This window comes from Flavobacterium nackdongense (assembly GCF_004355225.1).
In the GTDB taxonomy this organism is placed as follows: domain Bacteria; phylum Bacteroidota; class Bacteroidia; order Flavobacteriales; family Flavobacteriaceae; genus Flavobacterium; species Flavobacterium nackdongense.
In genome coordinates this window covers 3651770-3673363 of the sequence record NZ_CP037933.1, presented here as the reverse complement: position 1 = coordinate 3673363, position 21594 = coordinate 3651770, and the positions used below count along the sequence as shown (strand labels likewise).

General features: G+C 36.5%; 18 protein-coding genes. 12 read left to right on the top strand and 6 right to left on the bottom strand.

Annotated features, from left to right (window positions below; all coding sequences use genetic code 11):
* Positions 1-179: 179 nt before the first annotated feature.
* A complete protein-coding gene (locus E1750_RS15810) occupies positions 180-2318 on the bottom strand; it encodes a TonB-dependent receptor (protein ID WP_133277699.1) in 2139 nt (712 codons plus the stop codon).
* A gap of 136 nt (positions 2319-2454) precedes the next feature.
* Between E1750_RS15810 and E1750_RS15805 the strand changes: the two genes are divergently transcribed.
* The 3 genes from E1750_RS15805 to E1750_RS15795 all read left to right on the top strand — a co-directional run bounded on the left by E1750_RS15805 (position 2455) and on the right by E1750_RS15795 (position 4871).
* Entirely contained in the window at positions 2455-3012 is a 558-nt protein-coding gene (locus tag E1750_RS15805) for a sugar O-acetyltransferase (protein ID WP_133277698.1), read from the top strand.
* Positions 3013-3118: 106 nt separating this feature from the next.
* Positions 3119-3658, top strand: coding sequence for an IS1096 element passenger TnpR family protein (locus tag E1750_RS15800; protein ID WP_133277697.1), 540 nt, complete (start codon positions 3119-3121; stop codon positions 3656-3658).
* A 154-nt stretch (positions 3659-3812) separates the two neighbouring features.
* A complete protein-coding gene (locus tag E1750_RS15795) occupies positions 3813-4871 on the top strand; it encodes a nucleoid-associated protein (protein ID WP_133277696.1) in 1059 nt (352 codons plus the stop codon).
* 264 nt (positions 4872-5135) lie between these two features.
* On the opposite strand, the gene yidC is transcribed toward E1750_RS15795, so the two are convergent.
* The 5 genes from yidC to E1750_RS15770 form a co-directional block, all read right to left on the bottom strand.
* Positions 5136-7043, bottom strand: coding sequence for a membrane protein insertase YidC (gene yidC / locus E1750_RS15790; RefSeq protein WP_133277695.1), 1908 nt, complete (start codon positions 7041-7043; stop codon positions 5136-5138).
* 155 nt (positions 7044-7198) lie between these two features.
* The gene (locus E1750_RS15785) at positions 7199-8812 is read right to left on the bottom strand and encodes a CTP synthase (protein ID WP_133277694.1); all 1614 of its coding nucleotides are present in this window, start codon (positions 8810-8812) and stop codon (positions 7199-7201) included.
* Positions 8813-9155: 343 nt separating this feature from the next.
* Positions 9156-9719: an outer membrane beta-barrel protein gene (locus tag E1750_RS15780; RefSeq protein WP_133277693.1), complete on the bottom strand. Its 564-nt coding sequence runs from the start codon at positions 9717-9719 to the stop codon at positions 9156-9158.
* Between the two features lie 445 nt (positions 9720-10164).
* Positions 10165-13701 (bottom strand): pyruvate:ferredoxin (flavodoxin) oxidoreductase, encoded by a 3537-nt coding sequence (gene nifJ / locus E1750_RS15775; protein WP_133277692.1) that lies wholly within the window; start codon positions 13699-13701, stop codon positions 10165-10167.
* A gap of 136 nt (positions 13702-13837) precedes the next feature.
* Positions 13838-14188 (bottom strand): 4Fe-4S dicluster domain-containing protein, encoded by a 351-nt coding sequence (locus E1750_RS15770; protein WP_133277691.1) that lies wholly within the window; start codon positions 14186-14188, stop codon positions 13838-13840.
* Between the two features lie 151 nt (positions 14189-14339).
* On the opposite strand from E1750_RS15770, the gene E1750_RS15765 reads away from it, so the two are divergent.
* The 9 genes from E1750_RS15765 (at position 14340) to E1750_RS15725 (ending at position 21483) form a co-directional block, all read left to right on the top strand.
* Positions 14340-16193, top strand: a complete 1854-nt coding sequence (locus E1750_RS15765) for a 2-oxoacid:acceptor oxidoreductase subunit alpha (protein ID WP_133277690.1) — start codon at positions 14340-14342, stop codon at positions 16191-16193.
* Between the two features lie 2 nt (positions 16194-16195).
* A complete protein-coding gene (locus E1750_RS15760; RefSeq protein WP_133277689.1) occupies positions 16196-17209 on the top strand; it encodes a 2-oxoacid:ferredoxin oxidoreductase subunit beta in 1014 nt (337 codons plus the stop codon).
* Positions 17210-17299: 90 nt separating this feature from the next.
* Positions 17300-17650 carry an NADH-quinone oxidoreductase subunit A gene (locus tag E1750_RS15755; protein ID WP_103806120.1) on the top strand — a complete coding sequence of 117 codons (351 nt, stop codon included), beginning with the start codon at positions 17300-17302 and terminating at the stop codon, positions 17648-17650.
* Positions 17641-18201, top strand: coding sequence for an NADH-quinone oxidoreductase subunit B (locus E1750_RS15750; RefSeq protein ID WP_133277688.1), 561 nt, complete (start codon positions 17641-17643; stop codon positions 18199-18201). Before E1750_RS15755 ends, E1750_RS15750 begins: the two co-directional genes overlap by 10 nt.
* A gap of 163 nt (positions 18202-18364) precedes the next feature.
* The gene (locus E1750_RS18025; protein WP_394346307.1) at positions 18365-18526 is read left to right on the top strand and encodes a T9SS type A sorting domain-containing protein; all 162 of its coding nucleotides are present in this window, start codon (positions 18365-18367) and stop codon (positions 18524-18526) included.
* 94 nt (positions 18527-18620) lie between these two features.
* Positions 18621-19025 carry a hypothetical protein gene (locus tag E1750_RS15740; protein WP_133277686.1) on the top strand — a complete coding sequence of 135 codons (405 nt, stop codon included), beginning with the start codon at positions 18621-18623 and terminating at the stop codon, positions 19023-19025.
* A 202-nt stretch (positions 19026-19227) separates the two neighbouring features.
* Complete coding sequence (locus E1750_RS15735; RefSeq protein WP_133277685.1) at positions 19228-19689, top strand: NADH-quinone oxidoreductase subunit C; 462 nt, start codon at positions 19228-19230, stop codon at positions 19687-19689.
* A gap of 134 nt (positions 19690-19823) precedes the next feature.
* Entirely contained in the window at positions 19824-20942 is a 1119-nt protein-coding gene (locus E1750_RS15730; RefSeq protein ID WP_133277684.1) for an NADH-quinone oxidoreductase subunit D, read from the top strand.
* Between the two features lie 10 nt (positions 20943-20952).
* Positions 20953-21483, top strand: a complete 531-nt coding sequence (locus tag E1750_RS15725; RefSeq protein WP_133277683.1) for a hypothetical protein — start codon at positions 20953-20955, stop codon at positions 21481-21483.
* Positions 21484-21594: the final 111 nt, after the last annotated feature.

The following is a 21594-nucleotide window of genomic DNA, read 5'->3' as shown; positions in this document are numbered from 1 at the left end:
TTTTAAATTGATTACTAATTCTTGAACAAATATAAAACGGTTAAAATGGTTTTGAAATTTAAATCAACTGAATTGTTGATTTAGGGGGATGAATTGTATTAGCATAGAATTTGCATTGGTGCAGGCGTTGCAGCAGAGACGTTGCAGCAGAGACGTTGCAATGCAACGTCTCTACGTGATTACAAATTCTCCAACTGGTTTACTTTCTTATCCTTGCTGATCGTCCAAAAATAACCCACAAAGAAAAATCGATCCGCCGTAGGAACAACGGCCTGTCTTTCGAAAACCCCATCTGTATTCGGTTTATTGGCGTAATTATACCCAAAAACATTGTTGAAGCCAAATAGATTCGTTACCGAGAAAAATAATATCTTCTGAGGCGAAATTAAATAGGCCCAATTTACGCTAAAGTTGTTATAAGTTTTCGTTTTCCCATTCATAAAATCAATAGCATTTGGATCATTATAAGGTCGTCCGGAGGCAAAAGTATAGGTTGCACCTAGTTGTGAACGCCAATCCTGAATCCAATATTTGCTGACCAACGACAGTGTATGATCGGCCACAAAATTGGGAGTTACTTGTTTCGGAAAGTTTTGATAGTCTCTTTCTGAATCTATGTACGAATACGAAACCCAATACTCAAGGTTTTTGATGTTTTTGCTATCGCGCCAAAAAAGCTCCAAACCTTTAGCATAACCTGTTCCGCTATTACTATAATTGCTATTAAACATTGGCATATTTGAATCGTATTTCACTAAATTATCATACTTTTTATAATACACTTCCGCTCTGAAAATTTGTCTGTCCTTGTTGTATTCATAATTCAAAATATAATGTTGTGCCTTTTCTGATTCCAATTGACTTGTAAAAATCAAATACTCTTTTTTGGGTGTTTGCTCAAAATCACCGTAAGCAAATGAAAACTGTTTGTTTTTGGCTATTTTGTAGGCTAAAGCCAATCTTGGAGCAAGAGAAGTTTCGTTTAGTAAATAATTTTTCGAAAAGCGTAGTCCTACTTTTGCAATTAGACTTTTAGAAAATAAAATATCGGTCTCAGAATAGGCCGCAACGATTTCGGACTTGTATCCTGTGTCAAAATTAGAGACCTTTTGACTGAATTTTGTATAAAAATAATCGGCCCCAAAACTGGTTTTTATTCGGTTGGATATGGGTTTTGTGAAATTCAGTTTAGAATGTATCGCATTCTCGTCTGCGTCGTACTGGATAACATCAAAAGCACCATCGTTGTGGCTAAAGGCGTAACTTAGTCCTGCAAAAACCTTCCAATTATCGCCAAATCTGCCTTTGTAGGAAGTATTGGTGTACAAATTAGTATTCGTATTACTGTTTCGCAATTGATCTGGGAAATTGATATCTTCTTGTTCTACATCGAATTTTGCCGCGGTAAAAGAAGCATATACTTTGAATAATCCTCTTTCGAAATTATGTCTAAAAACCGTTTCACCACCAGCGGATTCAAAAGGTTTTATCCAATGAATATTATCCGGCATCAATGCTTGATAAGGTGCTAAATTGAGATAACTTGTATTTACACTCAACGAATTTTTCTCCCATTTTTGAGTAGTTCCCACACCTAAACCCACGCTCATTACACTAATATCTGTTTTCTCTAAATCCGGAACATCTATCGTATTCATCACTAAAATACTCGAAAGTGCTTCACCATATTCTGCCGAATATCCTCCTGTAGAAAATGTGGTTCCTTTGAATAACAATGGAGAAAAAGTACTTCTAGTCGGGACATTATTTGTGGTTTGAATATACGGTTGAGCTACCCGAATGCCATCAATAAACGTTTGCGTTTCACTAGCTTCTCCACCACGCACAAAAAGCCGCCCGCTTTCGCCCACTACCTGAGTTCCTGGCAAGGTTTGCAAAGCCGAAACAATATCTCCAGGATTTCCTGCGGTAGTTAATATATCTAATGGTTTCAATACCGAAACTCGGGATTTATCACCCGCTTCAACGGTTCCTGCGGTGATAATCACCTCGTTCAATTCGGTAGCACTTTGTTTTAAAACGATGGTCAAAACCTGATTCTGACTCATTGTAACAGCTGTTTTACTGTTTTCGAACGCCAATGCACTTACTATCAAAATTTGATTCCCCTCGGCTGTTGTAGTAAAACTGAATTCCCCTAGTGCATTTGAATTTGCACCATCATAGGAACCTTCCAAGAACACATTGGCATTTGCAATGGGATTATTTTTCGAATCAACAATTTTTCCAGATAAGGTTGTTTGTCCAAAAGAGCATACTGCCAAAATTAAAAAAGCACCGGTAATAAAAGTCTTCATTGTCCTAAATTTTATGAGGCAAATGTAGTACGACTTCCACGAAATAGAAATTTAAACTGACCGAATTGCAGAAATTGGCGGATGAGTTGTATTCTATTCCGATTTCAATTATATTTACGTAACCAATTGAACAAGTATGAAAACCGAAAAAGAGAAAATGATTGACGGTGAATTTTATCTCGCCGGAGATGCAGTTCTTGTTAAAGACAGACGCAAAGCAAAAAACCTACTGCATCGATTAAACGTAATCGAGTATAGAGTCACCAAAAAAGCGCGAGAAATAATTCAGGAATTGATTCCAAACGCCGGTGCGAATTTGTATATCGAACCACCATTTTTCTGTGATTATGGGTATAATATTTTTTGTGGCGACAATGTCTATTTCAATGTCAACTGCGTTGTGCTCGATGGGGCGAAGGTAACGATTGGTTCGAATGTGTTTTTTGCTCCCAATGTTCAAATATACACTGCCAATCATCCATTGGACGCCGAATTAAGAAAAACGCTCGAAAATGCATTCCCCATAACCATCGGCGACGATTGCTGGATTGGAGGAAATACAGTTATTTGCCCCGGAATCAGCATAGGAAAAGGGTGCGTGATTGGCGCTGGTTCTGTGGTTACCAAAGATATTCCCGATAATTCTTTGGCGGTGGGCAATCCGGCTAAAGTGATTCGGAAATTGAATCCGTAAGGTCCAGTGACATAATCTTATCAACAAATCCGAAATCTGTCCCGAAACTTCGGGATAAAATCTAAAATTAAATTTTACCTTTGAACTCTCAATAAAAACACACATTATGGTTTATAAATTTAGAGTGATTCTCGATACCGAAGAGGATATTTTTAGAGATATTGCAATACTTGCCGAAGATACTTTAGAGGATTTACACAATGCCATCTTCAATTCTTTTGGGTTTGACGGTATGGAAGTAGCTTCTTTTTATACTTGTGACGACACTTGGACCCAAGAAGATGAGATCCCAATGTTTGATACCGGTGACATTCCCGGAGAACAAAAAACGATGAGTGATTATCAGCTTTCGGATATTTTGGATCAAGAAAATACCAAAATTATTTACGTTTACGATTTCATCAATATGTGGACATTCCTTGTAGAACTTGCCGCTATCGAAGAGGTTGTTGCCGGAAATACCTATCCCGAAACACTTTTCTCAGTAGGTGAAATGCCCGCTGAAGCTATGGAAAAACACTTCATCGCAGAGGACGACGAGGACGAATACAATGAATTTGAAGATGATCTTGACGAAGAGGACCTTGATATGTTCGAAGGAGACGATAGTTTTGAAGACTACGGCTTTGAGGAGAATTGGAATTAAGCCTCACCCCAGCCCTCTCCAAAGGAGAGGGAGCCCAAACTAAATTAAAATAACTTTGAAATAGTACTTCTAATTTCAAAAAAAATCAAACTAACTAAAACACTGTCCAGAACCTAGCACCTACCCTTCGGGGAGGACGGGAGGGGCTCATCTTATGATTAATCTATTCAACACGCATATCGACACCTTATCCATTCATAGAGTGGGAAATAAAAGCCGCAACGAAGCTATTTTTTTATCTGAAGAACCATTTAGGCTGAATGATGAAATTGTACCTTTAATCAAGGAATATTTCTTCAAACCCTTTCGAGAAAAAGAAGAAAACTATTTTCAGTTTGCGCACGAAGTCGATTTGGAATACAACGATATGTTCAAATTTGCCACCCAAATATTCGAGAATCCAAGCAGTTTGCACGAAGTTTCTAAGCAAATAACCACTCATTTATTCGAGCAATCGAACCACCCACACATCAAAAATGGGGAAGTTTATATAACACATTTGACCAATATCAACATCGACAATAATGTGGTCGATGCTATTGGCATTTTTAAAAGTGAATTGCAATCGGATTTCCTTCAATTTGAAGAAAAAGAATCCAACCTAGAAATGATTTTGCAACACGGTATCAACCTCAGCAAACTCGACAAAGGATGTCTTATTTTCAATTATAAAAAAGAAGAAGGCTACAAAATCTTAACTGTTGACAACAACCGTTATGATGCGCGGTATTGGTTGGAACATTTCCTTTCGGTAGATGCATTTGAAGACGAGAATTTTATCACCAAAAAATACTTGAAATTCTGTCAAGGATTTGCGAAAGACGTTGTTTTTCCTGCCGAAGACAAAAAAGAAGAAGTGATGTTTATGAACCGTTCTGTGAATTATTTTGCCAAAAACGATCAATTTGAAGAAAGCAATTTCTTGAATGAAGTGCTAGACAATCCCGATTTGATTCCAGAATTCAAAAACTATAAAGTGGACAAAGGCGAAAAATACAGCATTGAAGATGTCACCACTTTTCCCATTGCCAATGCAGCAGTTTCAGATGCTCGTAAGTCGATAAAAAACGTGATCAACTTAGATACACAAATTCAAATCAAAATGGATTTCATCAATCCAGAAAGTGCCGAGAAATTTGTAGAAAAAGGTTGGGACGAAGAAAAACAAATGTATTACTACTTGGTTTATTTCAACAAAGAAGTTAAGAGTTAGTGTTCAATTTAAAGCGTTCAGTTTAAATTCTAAATAACTATTATATAAACATTTACCCAACCTAACTACTCCGTTTGTTATGCTGCAAAGCGTCCCTACTCTCGTGCGTTGAGACTCCTACGGAGCAATAAATAGTCTTTTAGTATTGTAAATATTTTATCTGAGTTTTAGGAACAAAGTAACATTTTACTATTTTACTCATAAAAAATGCCCCGAGTAGTTAAAAACTTCTTGGGGCATTCTATTTTCGGGATTTTTTTATGACTATTTCTTAGCCTTTCTTGCTTTTTCAGCTTCGGCTTGTTCCATCACTTCTTGCAATTTGCGTTGGAACTTGCCTTGTTTTTTAGGTTCTTTCAATTTATTTTCTTGAATTTGCGCGTGAATTTTATCGCTATCGATGAAATAACGTTTGATAACAATCATAATTCCAATGGTAATCAAATTCGAAATAAAGTTATACAAACTCAATCCTGCTCCATAACTATTGAAGAATATCAACATCATAACGGGCGAAATATAAATCATATACTTCATCATTTTGGCCATATCAGGCATACCCTCTTGTTGTGGCGCCGCCATTTGCTGATCACCCGAAGTCATTTTCATATAAAAGAAAATAGCAATAGATGCTAATATCGGAAACAAGCTTATATGATTTCCGTATAATGGAATATGGAACGGAAGTTGCACCACTGCATCGAATGAGGACAAATCGTCGGCCCAAAGGAAACTTTTTTGTCTCAATTCATATGCCGAAGGGAAAAACTGAAACGACGCATACATAAAGGGAAGTTGAATCAATGCCGGAATACAACCCGCCATCGGATTTACTCCAGCCTTGTTGTACAATTTCATTGTTTCCTGTTGCTTCTTCATTGGATCTTTCTTGAATTTTTCTCCCAATTCGGTAATTTCAGGACGCAATACCTTCATTTTTGCTTGCGATAAGAACGATTTAAAGGTAATGGGAGACATTGCCACTTTAATCAAAATGGTAAATATGATAATTGCAATTCCCAACGAAAGTCCTAAAGTTGTACTTAAAAATCCAAACAATGGTATGAAAATAAACATATTAATCCAACCAAAAATTCCCCAGCCGAGCGGAATAATTTTTTCTAGATTTTTGTCATACCCCTTTAAAGTCTTATAATCGGATGGACCAATGTACCAATTCATTTTATAGTTTAATTCGCCATTGCTGAACGCCAAAGGAACATTTGCTTTCAATTGTTTTGTAAATACAGTATCGATCGTTTCGTCTACAACTAGTTTAGTTGAATGCAGTTTTGATGTTTCGAAAGGTTTGTCGGTCAATAAAATGGTAGAGAAAAAGTGCTGTTTGAAGGCAATATAAGACACTTTAATTGGGTTATCTTCGGTATCTTTACCGAGTCCAGTACTGTTGTTTTTCCCCTCTTCATACTCATAACGGATGTCAGTATATCGATCCTCGTACGAAATACTTTTCTCATTACGATAGGTTTTCATACTCCATTCTAAATCCAATGGTTTGGCAGTATTCAACACTTTATTCAGTCCTTGAGAACGCAAATCAAAACCAATCATATAATCGTTTGGTTTCAATATGTATTTGTATTCTAGAAATTCATTGGCACCCGCCTTCAATTTCATCGAAAGAATTTGGTCAGCTCCAATTTTAGTCAAACTTGGCTCGAAATAAAGGTCTTTGGTGTTTAAAGTACGATTATCTGTCGTTTGCAATTGAATGTTCAAATTGGCGTTATTGTTCTTAATCAATTCTACCAATTTCCCTGAACCTTTTTGGAATTTCTCTAAATTTTTCAAAGTAGCCTCAACGATAAAACCACCTTTATTGGCGATTTTCAGAATAACTTTTTCGTTTTCGATAGTGGTGAAACCCTCTTTCGCTGACGCAAGGGTTGCAGAATAAGCAAAACCTCCCAAAGTTTTTTGAGCTAGAGCCAATTGGGCTGAATCACCCACTATTGCGGCTATGGGTGCTGCATTAGGGCTAAGCGCTGCTGCTTTGGTTTGAGCATCTTTTTGGGCAACTAACTCTTTTTTAGCTTTTTCAGCTGCGATTTGAGCTTCCGAAGGCTTGTTTTGATACATTATCCAAATCAAGATTCCAAATATCAATATAAATCCAATGATTGAATTGAGGTCTAATTTTTTTTCTTCCATTTTAATTTTTATTCCTCACCCCAATCCTCACCAAAGGAGAGGGAGCGGCGTCTGGAATGTGTTTATTTATTATTAAATTCTAGTATTTGTACAATCTTAATTCAAATTGTTACATTTATATTCCAACCTTAATTCCCCCTTTGGGGCTAGGGGGCTTATTTTTTCTTTGCTTTCACTACTGCTGCCACAAAATTCACGAAAAGAGGATGTGGGTTTTCGACCGTACTTTTGTATTCAGGATGGTATTGCACACCAATGAAAAAAGGATGGTTTTCTAATTCTACAATTTCGACCAAACCGGTTTCCGGATTAACTCCCGAAGCTTTTAACCCCGCTTTTTCTAAAATTTCAACATAATTATTATTGTATTCATAACGATGACGATGGCGTTCAGAAATTGTTGCCGAACCGTATATTTTAGATGCCAAAGTATCTGGTTTCAAATCACATTTCCAAGCGCCAAGACGCATTGTCCCTCCTTTATCGGTAATGTTTTTTTGTTCTTCCATTAAATCGACAACCGGATGTGATGTTTCTGGATTCATCTCTGTAGAATTGGCATCGGCATATCCTAAAATTGTTCTGGCGTATTCAATAATCGCCATCTGCATTCCCAAACAGATTCCTAAAAACGGAATTTTATTTTCACGTGCATAACGAACAGCTTCTATTTTCCCTTCGATTCCACGACCTCCAAAACCTGGTGATACAAGAATACCATCTAAACCAGCTAATTTCTCTGCTACGTCCGAGGCATCCAAAAATTCAGAGTGAATCGACACCACGTTTACTTTAGTTTCATTAGAAGCTCCAGCGTGAATAAAAGCTTCTAAAATAGATTTATAAGAATCTTGCAATTCTACATATTTTCCAATTAATCCGATATTAACGGTATGTTTTGGGTTTTTTAATCTTTTCAAAAAGGTGTTCCAATGTTTCAAATCGGGAGCCGCTTTTTTAGGTAAATCCAATTTTTTCAAGGCTACCACATCAAGACCTTCTTCGAGCATCAAATTTGGCACTTCATATATTGTAGAAGCATCGATCGATTGGATTACGGCTTCTCTTTTTACATTGCAAAACAGCGCCAATTTAGTTCGAATATCATCCGATATTTCGTGTTCCGTTCTACACACTAAAATATCGGCTTTGATGCCGCTTTCCATCAATGTTTTAACAGAGTGTTGCGTAGGTTTTGTTTTTAATTCTCCGGCTGCTGCCAAAAAAGGAACCAAAGTCAAATGAATGACGATAGCGTTGTTTTCGCCCAAATCCCAAACCAATTGACGAACCGACTCGATATAAGGCAAAGATTCGATATCCCCAACCGTTCCACCAATTTCCGTAATTACTATATCAAAATCACCTGTTTTACCAAGCAATTGCATTCTGTCTTTGATTTCGTTGGTAATATGAGGAACCACTTGAACCGTTTTCCCCAAAAACTCACCTCTTCGTTCTTTTTCGATAACCGATAGGTAAATTCTTCCTGTGGTCACGTTATTTGCTTGAGATGTGGGCACATTCAAAAAGCGCTCGTAATGTCCTAAATCTAAATCGGTTTCAGCACCATCATCGGTTACATAACATTCTCCGTGCTCATAAGGGTTCAAAGTTCCCGGATCGACATTGATGTAAGGGTCAAATTTTTGGATTGTCGTTCGATAGCCTCTTCCCTGTAATAGTTTTGCCAATGAAGCCGCAATTATCCCCTTCCCTAAAGAAGACGTAACTCCGCCTGTAACAAAAATATATTTCGTTTGATTCATTTTATTGGTGTTGTAGTTGTTGTTGTTCGGTAAAAATGCAAGCGAATAGTTTGCAAAAACGCTGCAAAAATACAATTATAAATTGAGAAAAAACTAATTTGAAATTGAGATAATTTTGATTTTATTGACAAGGATGCCTTGGTTATCGATTTTTAGTTAAAAATCATAATTAAAAAAACCTACCCAAGATTTTACATCTCGAGTAGGCTTTTTTAATTTAATAATCCAGTTTTTATTCAACAGCTATTCGATGGCTTTCTAATAGGTTGTTTATATGATTTTTTTTGGGGAATGCAGTCAAAAAGAGTTAGTAATTTTTCATTTTTAGAGTTTTTTTTTAATTTTATCCTTTTTCTAAATGTATTTGTAATCCGACTCCAGTTGTGAAGTTATCATATTGAAAATTATTATAATTGTTTATCGCCGAATTATATTCAATTGAAATTTCAAGCGCAACACTACTGTTTAAAAAAAAGGCCGTACCTCCTTTGAGTCTATAGTCAGACGATTTTCTATTACCTTCTTGTATTTGATTCCTACTTATATTAAAACTGTAACTTGCTTGAAAAAAAGGGTTAATAATTTTATCAGACTTTCTAAAATAGTACCTAACAAAAGGTGCTAATCCGAAACTCAAACTATTATTCTCAGAACCTGAGGGGTTATTGAAAGAAAAACCGACAATACTTCCTATTGAAAAATTATCCACCACAAAATAACCTACATTTGGTGCTAAATCTAGGGCATAACCAGCTTGAGTTGATTTAGCGTTATTGTCTGGATATGTGCTTTTGTAGTTTGTGAAGCTACCACTTCCTCCGACCATCCAATTCCCTTTTGTAATTTGAGAATGAGCCGAAAGAGTAACTAAAATTGTTATAATAAAAAATATTTTATGTATTTTCATAATTGTTTATTAGGTTAAAAATTGTAAAATTATAATTATTCTGTTCTCTTTTTGGCGGGCTATGGTCTTGCAACAACATCCTTTTTTGCAGTTTCATAAATTGAAAATTTATTGTTTTTTTAGTACTTTGCAGATCAAATAAATACAAAAAATTTATTATATATTTACTTATAAAATTATTACCAAATATAAGTTTTTTCCTTTTTTTACACAAATATAAAATAGTGTTTTTTTGTACGTTTTTAATTATAATTTCAAAATTACAAAGTCCACAACATTCTATTTTACGGTTTTCCGTAATTGGCATAACTTTTTTTTATTTTTTCTAGAATTTGTAGTCGAAAGTCATAAAAAAACCTACCCAAGATTTTACATCCCGAGTAGGTTTTTCACATTCACTATTTATACTGTTTTTTTTGGGCAGTTTTAAATTAGATAGAAGCTATTACAAATCTCTATACAATTCCAATCTTTCCCATTTAGTATCTACTTCTTCTTGAGCTTGAGTCAATAATTCAGCTGCTAAAGTAGCATTCTCTTTTACCACTCTAGTAAAACGTGCTTCGTTGTACATAAAGTCGCTCAAAGGGATGGATGGCGCTTTAGAATCTAATTTGAATTTCTTGCCTTTTGCTTCCATAGGATTGAATCTAAACAATGGCCAATACCCTGAATCAACCGCTTTTTCTTGTTGGTCAATAGCGTGTTTCAATTCGTACCCGTGTTCACCACAGTGAGAATAAGCAATAATCAATGATGGTCCAGGATAAGCAGCCGCTTCTTCAATCGCTCTAAGTGATTGTAAATCTTTGGCTCCCATTGCAATTTGAGCTACATACACATTTCCATAAGAAATAGCTTGAAGTGCTAGGGATTTTTTACCTGTTTTTTTACCACCAATAGTAAACTTAGCACTCGCTCCAAGAGGAGTCGATTTAGAGGCTTGTCCACCAGTGTTCGAATACACCTCAGTGTCCATTACTAAAATATTAATGTCTTCTCCTGTAGATAAAACGTGATCCACTCCACCGTATCCGATGTCATAAGCCCAACCGTCTCCACCAAAGATCCAAACTGCTTTTTTACGAAGATACTCCGTCAATTGGCTTAATTTTTTGGCATCTGCGTTATCAATTACTTTGGCCAATATTTTATTAAGTGCATCAATTTGAGCAAATTTTTCGTTTTTCAAGGCTTCGGTATCTTCAGGATTGTCTAGAATGGCGTTTACCAATTCACTACCCACAACTGATTCCAATGATTTTAATAAATCAACCGCAATTTCTTGTTTTTTGGATAATCCTAATTTTAAACCTAATCCAAACTCGGCATTGTCTTCGAAAAGTGAGTTTGCCCAAGCTGGACCTCTTCCAAATTCATTGGTTTTATAAGGTGTAGTTGGTAAGTTTCCACCGTAAATAGAAGAACAACCTGTTGCATTGGCAATCATAATACTATCGCCGTACAATTGTGTAATCATCTTAATATAAGGCGTTTCACCACAACCGGAACAAGCACCTGAGAATTCGAATAATGGTTCCAAAAATTGAGAGCCTTTTACATTCGTAATTTGCAACGAAGTTCGGTCGTAGTATGGTAAACTTACAAAATGATCCCAATTTACATTTTCAACAACATCGTGTTCAATTTTTTTCCTCATATTGATCGACTTGAAGTTTTCTTTCTCTTTGCTTACAGCAGGACAAACCACTACGCAAAGATCACAACCTGTACAATCTTCTGGAGAAACTTGCAAAATATAAGACTCATTTTCTTTGGCAAAGGGTCTTCCTATCGCAGGAACGCTTTTTAGTGTGCCCGGGAATTTTGCCAATTCATCATTAGTAACTACTTTAGAACGAATGGCAGCGTGAGGGCAAATAGCCACACATTTATTACATTGTGTACATAAGTTTTCGTCGTCCCAAACTGGAATAAAGTCAGCAATACCGCTTTTTTCGAATTGCGAAGTTCCTGTCGGGAAAGTTCCGTCTATCGAGAAAGCACTCACTGGTAAATCGTCTCCGAAACCGGCTAATATTTTTTCTAATACTTCAGTAACAAATCCATCCGGAGCGTTTTTCATTGCCGATGCCAAATGTCTTTCGCTGGTAGCTACTTTTGGATAATCCACTTGGTGCAGATTTTCTAAAGCTTTATCCACGGCGTTGAAGTTCATATTCACCACTTTCTCTCCTTTATGAGAGTAGGATTTAACGATGGCATCTTTAATTTTTTTAATCGCCTCTTCTTTAGGCAAAATACCAGAAATGGCGAAGAAACAAGTTTGCAAAATCGTATTCGCTCTTTTTCCAAGGCTGGCTTCAAATGCTACTTTGGTGGCGTCAATCACATAAAATTTAGCTTCTTTATCAATGATTCCTTGTTGAATTTGGATGGGTAATCTTCCCCAAATTTCTTCTTTAGAATAAGGAGAATTCAATAAGAACGTTCCACCGTGTTTCAGGTCGGCAATCATATTGAATTTTTCAATAAAGTTAAATTTATGACTGGCAATAAAATCGGCCTTGTCTACTAAATAGTTAGAATTGATTGGATCTGGACCAAAACGCAAGTGAGAAATAGTTTGAGCTCCGGCTTTTTTAGAGTCATAAACGAAATAGCCTTGGACGTAATTATCGGTAGTTTCTCCAATGATTTTGATGGAATTTTTGTTGGCTCCAACAGTTCCATCAGAACCTAAACCATAGAACATACAGCTAATTGATTTTCCTTTGTAATCAAAATTGGTATCATAATACAAACTGTGGAAAGTCACGTCATCATTGATACCGATGGTAAAGTGATTTTTAGGTTTTTTATTTAATAATTCATCATAAATTCCTTTGACCATCGCAGGAGTAAATTCTTTGGATGACAATCCGTAACGACCTCCAACCACGATAGGCATTTCTCTTCCGCTTTCAACAAGTGCAGTCACAATGTCTAAATAAAGTGGATCTCCAATGCTTCCTGGTTCTTTGGTTCTGTCCATAACAGCAATTTTCTGAACTGTTTTGGGTAAAGCATCAACAAAGGCATCGATGGCGAACGGTCTAAATAAGCGAACAAAAATTACCCCTACTTTTTCACCTTCCTCAAGCATCATTTCAAGAGCTTCTTTTACAGGACCTTCGGCAGAACCCATAATGATAATTACTCTCTCGGCTTCAGGATGCCCCATATAGTCGAATAAATTGTATTTACGTCCCGTATGCTCGTAGAATTCGTTCATTACTTCTTGAACAGCAGCCGGAACAGCATCAAAGAATCCGTTTGCAGCTTCTCTGGCTTGGAAGAATACATCGGGATTTTGAGTTGTACCTCTTAAAACTGGACGATCAGGGTCTAAGGATCGTTGTCTGTGTGCCATAACTTTATCTTCTGGCATCATCGCTTTGATGATTTCGTCTGGAATGCTGTCAATTTTTGAAATTTCGTGCGAGGTTCTAAAACCATCAAAAATATTCATAAATGGCACTCTGGTTTTCAATGTTGCCACTTGAGAAATCAGGGCAAAATCGTGTGCTTCTTGCACTGAACCACCAAATAACATCGAAAATCCTGTTTGTCTGCAAGCCATCACGTCAGAGTGATCTCCGAAGATAGACAGTGCGTGAGTAGCCACTGTTCTGGCGGCAACGTGAATTACGCAAGGCAATAATTCACCAGCAATTTTATACATATTAGGTATCATCAACAACAACCCTTGCGAGGCCGTAAACGTTGTAGTTAGCGCACCCGCCTGTAAAGAGCCGTGAACAGTTCCTGCAGCACCTGCTTCGCTTTGCATTTCTACAATTCGAGGAATATTGTTCCAAATATTTTTTTTACCCTTTGAACTGTAAAGCTCGGCGTGTTCACCCATTGGAGAGGATGGCGTAATTGGGTAAATCGCACAGACCTCGTTCGTTTTGTGAGCAATAAGTGCTACTGCCTCATTCCCGTCACAAATTACTTTTTTAAATGTTTTATTGTTCATTTTTTACAATGTTTTTAAACCATCTTGAATTTGTGACTTAGTATTCAATCGACAAATTACTTGACGGAATTTAATTTTAAGAGCAAAAAAAAGCTAAAGTGCCGATTAGCAGTTTAGCTTTTTTTATCTCAATGATTTACTCATTATGCAACCAAGATTTTTTACCTAATAATTGATCTTCTGTTTCTACGTGATTTTCATCAAGTATACAACAGTCAACAGGGCAAACTGAAGCACATTGTGGCTCGTCGTGAAAACCTTTACACTCTGTACATTTGTCTGCTACAATGTAGAAAAACTCGTCAGAAATTGGATCGTGCTCTTCATTGGCATCAATTTCTACTCCAATAAGATTTTTTACCATCCCTTTCAAAGCAGATCCTTCTGCATAAGACCATTTGGTATCCGGTTCATAAATTGCGTTGTTTGGACATTCTGAAATACAGGCATCGCAGTTGATACATTCGTCCGTAATAATTATTGCCATAACATATATATTTTTTAATTCCCTGTAAAATTAAATGTCTTTTTATTACTTTTATATGATAATCGTCATATTTTAATTGGAAAAGTGAAATTAAATTTGGCTCATCATTTATTAAAAATAATTATTAATTAATGAAAAAAAACTAACAATTATGGTTGGAACAAAAACAAAACCACAAGCTGAAAAACTAGAAGCTGTCGTTATTCGTTTTGTAGGAGATTCTGGTGATGGAATGCAGTTGACCGGAACACAATTTTCTGACACTTCAGCAATGTTTGGAAATGACATTGCCACTTTCCCTAATTATCCAGCAGAAATTAGAGCGCCTCAAGGGAGTTTGTACGGAGTTTCTGGATTTCAAGTACACATAGGCAGTGTCGAAGTTAGTACGCCTGGTGATAGCGTCGATTTGCTAGTAGCGATGAATCCTGCTGCCCTGAAAACGAATCTGTACGCGCTGAAACCCGGCCACGCAGTAATCGTCGATACCGATGCTTTCAACAAAAAGAATTTAGAAAAAGCGGAATACACCTCCAATCCATTAGAAGACGGAAGCCTTGATAATTATAAAGTGATCGAAGTCGATATGACTTCATTAACCAAAGAAGCTCTGAAAGATGTCGCTGGTTTGGATACGAAATCGATTACGAGAAGTAAAAATATGTTTTCTCTGGGAATGATCTATTGGATGTACAACCGCTCTACCGAACATACCATCGAATTTTTTAATGATAAATTCAAATCCAAACCACATTTAATTGAAGCCAATACTAAGGTTTTAATGGCGGGCTATTATTTTGCCGAAACCTTAGAACTTATTCCGAATTCCTATACCATTTCTCCGGCCAAAATGCCTGCGGGAACCTATAGAATTATTATGGGGAACACGGCAACGGCTTGGGGATTTTTGGCAGCAGCCGAAAAATCAGGCTTGGAATTATTCTTGGGATCTTATCCAATAACACCTGCCACCGATATTTTACACGAATTAGCCAAGCACAAACATTTTGGAGTGAAAGCATTTCAGGCTGAGGACGAAATTGCGGGAATTACGTCGGCAATTGGCGCCGCATTTGCAGGTGATTTGGCCATCACAACTACTTCGGGACCTGGATTGGCATTAAAAGGAGAAGCGATTGGCTTGGCGATTATGACGGAATTACCTTTAGTGATCGTCGATGTCCAACGAGGTGGCCCTTCGACCGGTTTGCCTACCAAAACCGAACAATCGGATTTATTGCAAGCAATTTATGGTCGAAATGGCGAAAGTCCTGTTATTGTAATAGCAGCAAGCACTCCGGCCAATTGTTTTAACTTCGCTTATGAGGCCTCGCGATTGGCATTAGAACATATGACACCTGTTATTTTGTTGACTGACGGATATATTGCGAACGGAGCGGCTCCTTGGAAAATCAAAACCGTAGCTGAAATGCCCGAAATCAAAAACAATAAAATTTCAGCAGTCAAAGAAAACTGGCATCCTTACGATAGAGACGAGAAAACATTGGCGCGCAATTGGGCAATTCCAGGAACTCCAGGATTAGAACACCGAATCGGAGGTTTAGAAAAAGATGCCGTTACCGGAAATATCTCTTATGAACCAAAGAATCACGAGAAAATGACTCAAATTAGAGCCGAAAAAATCGAAAGAGTACAATTCAATATTCCAGACTTAGAAACTGAATTTGCTGCAGAAGGTGATCTATTGGTCATTGGTTGGGGCGGAACGTATGGTTCTTTGCATTCGGCGGTGAAACAAATGAATGAACTAGGCCATAAAAACATTGGTTATGCTCATTTCAACTACATTAATCCAATGCCAAAAAATACCGCCGACATTCTGTCCAAATTCAAAAAAATTCTTGTTTGTGAGTTGAATAGTGGCCAATTTGCTAGCATTCTAAAAATTAAACACAGTACATTTGACTTTTTACAATTCAATAGAGTACAAGGATTACCTTTTGCCAATGATGACTTAATTCACGAATTTAAATCACTTGTATAAATATGGAAACGACTATAGAAAAAAAATATACCGCCAAAGATTTTACCAGTGACCAAGAAGTAAGATGGTGCCCCGGTTGCGATGATTATGTTATTTTACGTACGATGCAAAAAATACTTCCAGAAATGGGAGTGGCTAGAGAAGATGTCGTTTTCGTTTCGGGTATTGGTTGTTCCTCCCGTTTTCCTTATTATTTAGACACCTACGGAATTCATAGTATTCACGGTAGAGCACCCGGAATTGCCTCTGGAATAAAACTAGGCAATCCTAATTTAAGCGTTTGGATAGCAACTGGTGATGGCGATGCAATGGCTATTGGAGGAAATCACTTTATCCACGTTTTACGTAGAAATATCGATTTGAATATCATCCTTTTCAACAATGAAATTTATGGTTTAACCAAAGGGCAGTTCTCTCCTACTTCCTTAATTGGTCAAAAAACAAAATCTTCCCCCTACGGAAATACGCAACCTCCTTTTTCTCCGGGAGAATTGGCTCTTGGCGCTCAAGCGCGGTTTTTTGCAAGAGTCGGTGGCGGAAGCCCCAAAGAAATGGGACAAATTTTTATCGAAGCACAACAATTCAAAGGAACATCCTTAATCGAAATATTACAAAATTGTGTGATTTTTAATGACGGTTGCTTCAATCATCTTACCGATAAAGACGTAAAAGAAGACAAACAAATCTATTTGGAACACGGAAAACCAATGATTTTTGGTAAAAATCGTGACAAAGGTTTAGTTTTAAAAGGACTAAAATTAGAAGTAGTAACTATTGGCGAGGACGGAATCACTCAGGAAGATCTTTTGGTACACAATGCCAAAGAACAGGACCCAACTTTGCATTATATGTTGGTTCGAATGCAATATCCATTGGCAGTAGGAGTGATCAGAAGTTTTGATGATGTCACTTTAGAGGAAAGAGAAGATGCCTTGACAGCGCAAGTAAAAGCCAATTCTAGTTTTACAAAAACCGATGATTTGTTCTTCTCGGGAGAGACGTATGAAGTGAAATAAAAAAATAACATTAAAATCTATTACCCTATAGGAATAGTAGATTGTATAATGTAAATTTGCGAAGTATTACAATAAATAAAATTTAAATATATGGGTTCAGAAGCAATTATAGTTTTCTTACTAGCCGGAATAGTTCTGGTCGCCGGTGCCAACTTCCTCTCTAATTTAATTTCGCCAAAGTCAGACAATACACAAAAACGAGAACCGTATGAAAGCGGAATGACCACCATTGGCCCCACTTGGGTTCAGTTTAAAGTGGGCTACTATTTGTACGCTATTTTATTCTTGGTTTTTGATGTCGAGGTAGCCTTTTTAATTCCTTGGGCAGTCGTTTTTAAAGAAATTGGAATGGTCGCTTTTGTCGAAATCATCATCTTTTTAGTAATATTAGGTTTAGGTTTAGCCTACGCTTGGAAAAAAGGAGCATTAAAATGGGAGTAAATAATACATCTGAAATACCAGCAGATTTCCCAGGAAAAGTAATTCCTGGAGGTAACGGGGCCAATATTTTGGTCACTTCATTAGATGATATCATCAATTGGGGACGGGCGAACTCGCTTTGGTCCCTTTATTTTGGAACCAGCTGTTGCGCTATCGAAATGATGCAAACTGGAGCTGCTCGTCACGATTATTCTAGATTTGGATTCGAGGTTGCGAGGCCTTCGCCAAGACAAGCCGATTTAATCATCATTGCAGGAACCATTGTCAACAAAATGGCACCAGTTTTACGCCGTTTGTATGATCAAATGGCAGAACCAAAATACGTCATTGCAATGGGTGCCTGCGCCATTTCTGGTGGACCATTTTTTTACAATTCCTATTCTGTTGTAAAAGGAGCCGATCACGTTATCCCTGTAGATGTTTATGTTCCAGGCTGTCCGCCTCGTCCAGAAGCTTTGCTAGAAGGAATGTTGATGCTTCAGGCAAAAATCAAAACAGAAAGCATGAAAAATAAAGTTTTCCCTGTAGATGGGTTTGACGAAGGACTGTGAGAGGTTGGAAGTTATGCGACAGATTTCGCAACATTGGAATGAGTATGAAACAGATATTTAGTAAGCTGAAAGAACTATTTAAGACCAATTAAACTGAATTTTTAAAAGATAACAGACTAAAAAAATGATAAATTATTAACATTTTAAAAAATAAAAAGCGAAAATATCAGGAGAACTTTTTGATTTAATGGAGCAATCAAAATCAAAAGTAAAAATTATAGACAATAAAGCTACTTTATCAGTTGGTGGACTAAGTAAAGGGATTTATGTCTTGAAGATTTTCATTAATGACCAAACTGAAAGTCATCAAATAATAGTAGAATAAAGATATTTATAAAGTAGTTTTTGACTTCGCTAAAAACTACTTTTTTTCAACACTCAAAACAAAAATAAAAAATCAAAAATAAAATCTTAAAATTATGAAAACAATATTTTATTTAGCAATCCTATATTTTTCAGCATTAAGTTGCTCAAAAAGTGAGGGCGACAATTCAACAAAACCAAGTGTAGTTGGAAAGTGGAAACAGATAGAGTTATATAATAGCGATGGTGGAAGTAGTCCAAGTTGGCACACAATAACTAATGGTTACACAATTGAACTCTTAAGTAACGGAACTTTTAATTCAACAAAACACAGCGAATGTACAACTGGGAGTTATACTATTTCATCTACCAATGAAATTTCGATGACATATAATTGTTCGGGTTTTACAAACAACTTTATTGAGAAAATTGAAACAATCACAAATACACAATTAATATTAAAACCAATTTATATCAATTGTGACGAAGGCTGTAGTGTTAAATTTGCGAAGTTAAATTAATCCGTCGCATTTCGACCGTTTTGAGCTAGTCTCTAATTTAGTGGAATTACCGTTTCGCATTACATTTTAGTTCAGCCAAAAAATATGCGGTTACGAATTACACAACATCACAAAGAAGCGAGACAATAGAAGTTAAAGTGGTTTAAGATTTCAAACCTCAAATCTCTAACCTCGTATATAATTGTTTAATACACTAATAGTTATGATTAACGAAGCCTTACAAAATTTAATAATCAGTTGGATTCCCGAATTGGAATTCACTGCAGAGAAATCCCAGTTTTTAAATATCACTGTTCCGCCCGAACAACTTCACGCACTAATGACGCAATTAAAAAGCAATCCCGAAACGAATTTCGATTATTTGTTTTGCTTAACTGGTATGGATTGGGGTGCGGCATTAGGTGTTGTTTATCATCTGGAATCCACTACTCACAGACATCAATTGGTAGTAAAAGTAAAAACCGAAGATCGGGAAAACCCGATACTAGATACCGTTTGCGACATTTGGCGTACTGCCGAATTCCACGAAAGAGAAGTTTTTGACTTCTTCGGAATACAATTCACCAATCATCCAAATCTAAAAAGACTCTTCCTGACCGAAGAATGGGATGGATTTCCGTTGAGAAAAGATTATGTAGATGAAATTAATATGGTTATCAAATAACAAAGTTATTTTTCTTTTGAACCATTAAGAAAATTAAGGTTCATTAAGATTAAGCCTTAATTTTTCTAAATGATTCTTAATGGTTTAAAAAACGAAAAATTAAGTCCGCAAACCGGACATACAAATACATAAAAATGGATACAACTATAACCAACAATTTTAAATCCGAAGAATATCAAATAAATATGGGGCCGCAACACCCTGCCACGCACGGCGTTTTGCGACTTTTATTGACCATTGACGGTGAAATAATCAAAAGAGTAGAACCCGATTTAGGTTATATCCACCGTTCTATCGAAAAAATGTGCGAGCGCGATAGTTACCAACAAATCGTGCATTTGACCGACCGAATGGATTATCTTTCTTCGCATATCAACAACGAAGCCGTTTGCCTTACCGTAGAAAATGCGCTTCAATTGGAAATTCCAGAACGTGTAAAAGTCATTCGAACCATCATTGCCGAATTGACCCGAATCGCATCTCACACATTGTGGTGGGGCGTTATGGGAATGGACGTTGGCGCTTTAACAACTTACTTTTACGGTTTTAGAGATCGAGAAATGATTAACGATATTTTCGAGGAAACTTGTGGCGCTCGTTTGACGATGAACTATAACATTCCCGGAGGTTTAATGTTCGACATTCACCCAAATTTTGTGAAAAGAACAAAAGAGTTTATCGCTCATTTCAAAACCAAACTTCCAGAATACGATTTGCTTTTGAGTAACAATATCATCTTCCGAAAAAGGATGGAAGGCATTGGTATTTTAACCAAAGAAGATGCAATTTCTTTTGGAGCTTCTGGCCCTGTGGGTCGTGCCTCTGGCTATTCTTGCGATGTGAGAAAGCACCATTCATACAGTGCTTACGACAAAGTAAAGTTCAACGAAGTATTGAAAACCGAAGGCGATACTTATGCCCGTTACCAAGTGAGAGTTTTAGAAATGTGGGAATCCTTGTCGATAATCGAACAATTAATTGACAATATTCCTGAAGGTGATTTTTTTGCTAAAACCAATACCGTAATCAAATTGCCAGAAGGCGAATATTACCAAAAAGTAGAAACTGCAAGAGGAGAATTAGGGGTTTACATCGTTAGTACTGGAACAAAAAATCCGTACCGAATGAAATTCCGTTCGCCAGGATTTTCTAATTTATCTTTATTAAATCATATTGCTGTAGGTGGGAAAATTGGAGATTTAGTGGCAACTATGGCAACATTAGACCTTGTAATCCCTGATATCGACCGATAAAATTATTTTTATGAAAAATCTAATATTTATGTTTGCAGCAATACTTACATTAAGTTGTTGCTCAAAAGATGACGACAAACCTAAAACTGAATTAGACAAACTTCCACCTGCAACACAAGGTGGAGAAAACAAAATAGGCTGTTTATTAGATGGAAAAGCGTTCATTCCCAATAAGGAACTAAATTCAACTAATTGTTATTACCAATTTTTTAATGGTGGATATTATTTTCATATTTCCTTTAGCAAAAGAGATATTAATAATCATCAAATTGGATTAGCACTAAATACAAATAGTTTATCTATTAATGAGGGGCAAACATTGAGTTTAAAAGATAATGTTCTTGGGAACGCTACAGGTTACTATTACTATCGTTTTAATTCAACATTTACAGACCAAGTAAATATTGGAGAGCTAAAGATAACTAATCTAGATACTCAAAATCATATTGTATCAGGAACTTTTTGGTATAATATATTAGATTATGAAGGGAATCTTCACAAAATAACAGATGGAAGATTTGATTTTCAATATACTAATTAATTCAAAAATAAAATGAAAAAAATAACTTTACTTATATTGATAATTTTCTCCGTACCGAACTACGGGCAAACATATTATACAGAAACAATTGCTGGATTAAGGCAATACCCC

What these genes read in the sequence shown, in the direction of transcription:
- E1750_RS15770 (WP_133277691.1), bottom strand. Translation starts at nt 14,188, where the DNA reads ATGGCAATAATTATTACGGACGAATGTATCAACTGCGATGCCTGTATT.
- E1750_RS15795 (WP_133277696.1), top strand. Translation starts at nt 3,813, where the DNA reads ATGATTAATCTATTCAACACGCATATCGACACCTTATCCATTCATAGA.
- E1750_RS15760 (WP_133277689.1), top strand. Translation starts at nt 16,196, where the DNA reads ATGGAAACGACTATAGAAAAAAAATATACCGCCAAAGATTTTACCAGT.
- E1750_RS15740 (WP_133277686.1), top strand. Translation starts at nt 18,621, where the DNA reads ATGAAAACAATATTTTATTTAGCAATCCTATATTTTTCAGCATTAAGT.
- E1750_RS15735 (WP_133277685.1), top strand. Translation starts at nt 19,228, where the DNA reads ATGATTAACGAAGCCTTACAAAATTTAATAATCAGTTGGATTCCCGAA.
- E1750_RS15810 (WP_133277699.1), bottom strand. Translation starts at nt 2,318, where the DNA reads ATGAAGACTTTTATTACCGGTGCTTTTTTAATTTTGGCAGTATGCTCT.
- E1750_RS15800 (WP_133277697.1), top strand. Translation starts at nt 3,119, where the DNA reads ATGGTTTATAAATTTAGAGTGATTCTCGATACCGAAGAGGATATTTTT.
- nifJ (WP_133277692.1), bottom strand. Translation starts at nt 13,701, where the DNA reads ATGAACAATAAAACATTTAAAAAAGTAATTTGTGACGGGAATGAGGCA.
- yidC (WP_133277695.1), bottom strand. Translation starts at nt 7,043, where the DNA reads ATGGAAGAAAAAAAATTAGACCTCAATTCAATCATTGGATTTATATTG.
- E1750_RS15785 (WP_133277694.1), bottom strand. Translation starts at nt 8,812, where the DNA reads ATGAATCAAACGAAATATATTTTTGTTACAGGCGGAGTTACGTCTTCT.
- E1750_RS15725 (WP_133277683.1), top strand. Translation starts at nt 20,953, where the DNA reads ATGAAAAATCTAATATTTATGTTTGCAGCAATACTTACATTAAGTTGT.
- E1750_RS15805 (WP_133277698.1), top strand. Translation starts at nt 2,455, where the DNA reads ATGAAAACCGAAAAAGAGAAAATGATTGACGGTGAATTTTATCTCGCC.
- E1750_RS15750 (WP_133277688.1), top strand. Translation starts at nt 17,641, where the DNA reads ATGGGAGTAAATAATACATCTGAAATACCAGCAGATTTCCCAGGAAAA.
- E1750_RS15780 (WP_133277693.1), bottom strand. Translation starts at nt 9,719, where the DNA reads ATGAAAATACATAAAATATTTTTTATTATAACAATTTTAGTTACTCTT.
- E1750_RS15765 (WP_133277690.1), top strand. Translation starts at nt 14,340, where the DNA reads ATGGTTGGAACAAAAACAAAACCACAAGCTGAAAAACTAGAAGCTGTC.
- E1750_RS15730 (WP_133277684.1), top strand. Translation starts at nt 19,824, where the DNA reads ATGGATACAACTATAACCAACAATTTTAAATCCGAAGAATATCAAATA.
- E1750_RS15755 (WP_103806120.1), top strand. Translation starts at nt 17,300, where the DNA reads ATGGGTTCAGAAGCAATTATAGTTTTCTTACTAGCCGGAATAGTTCTG.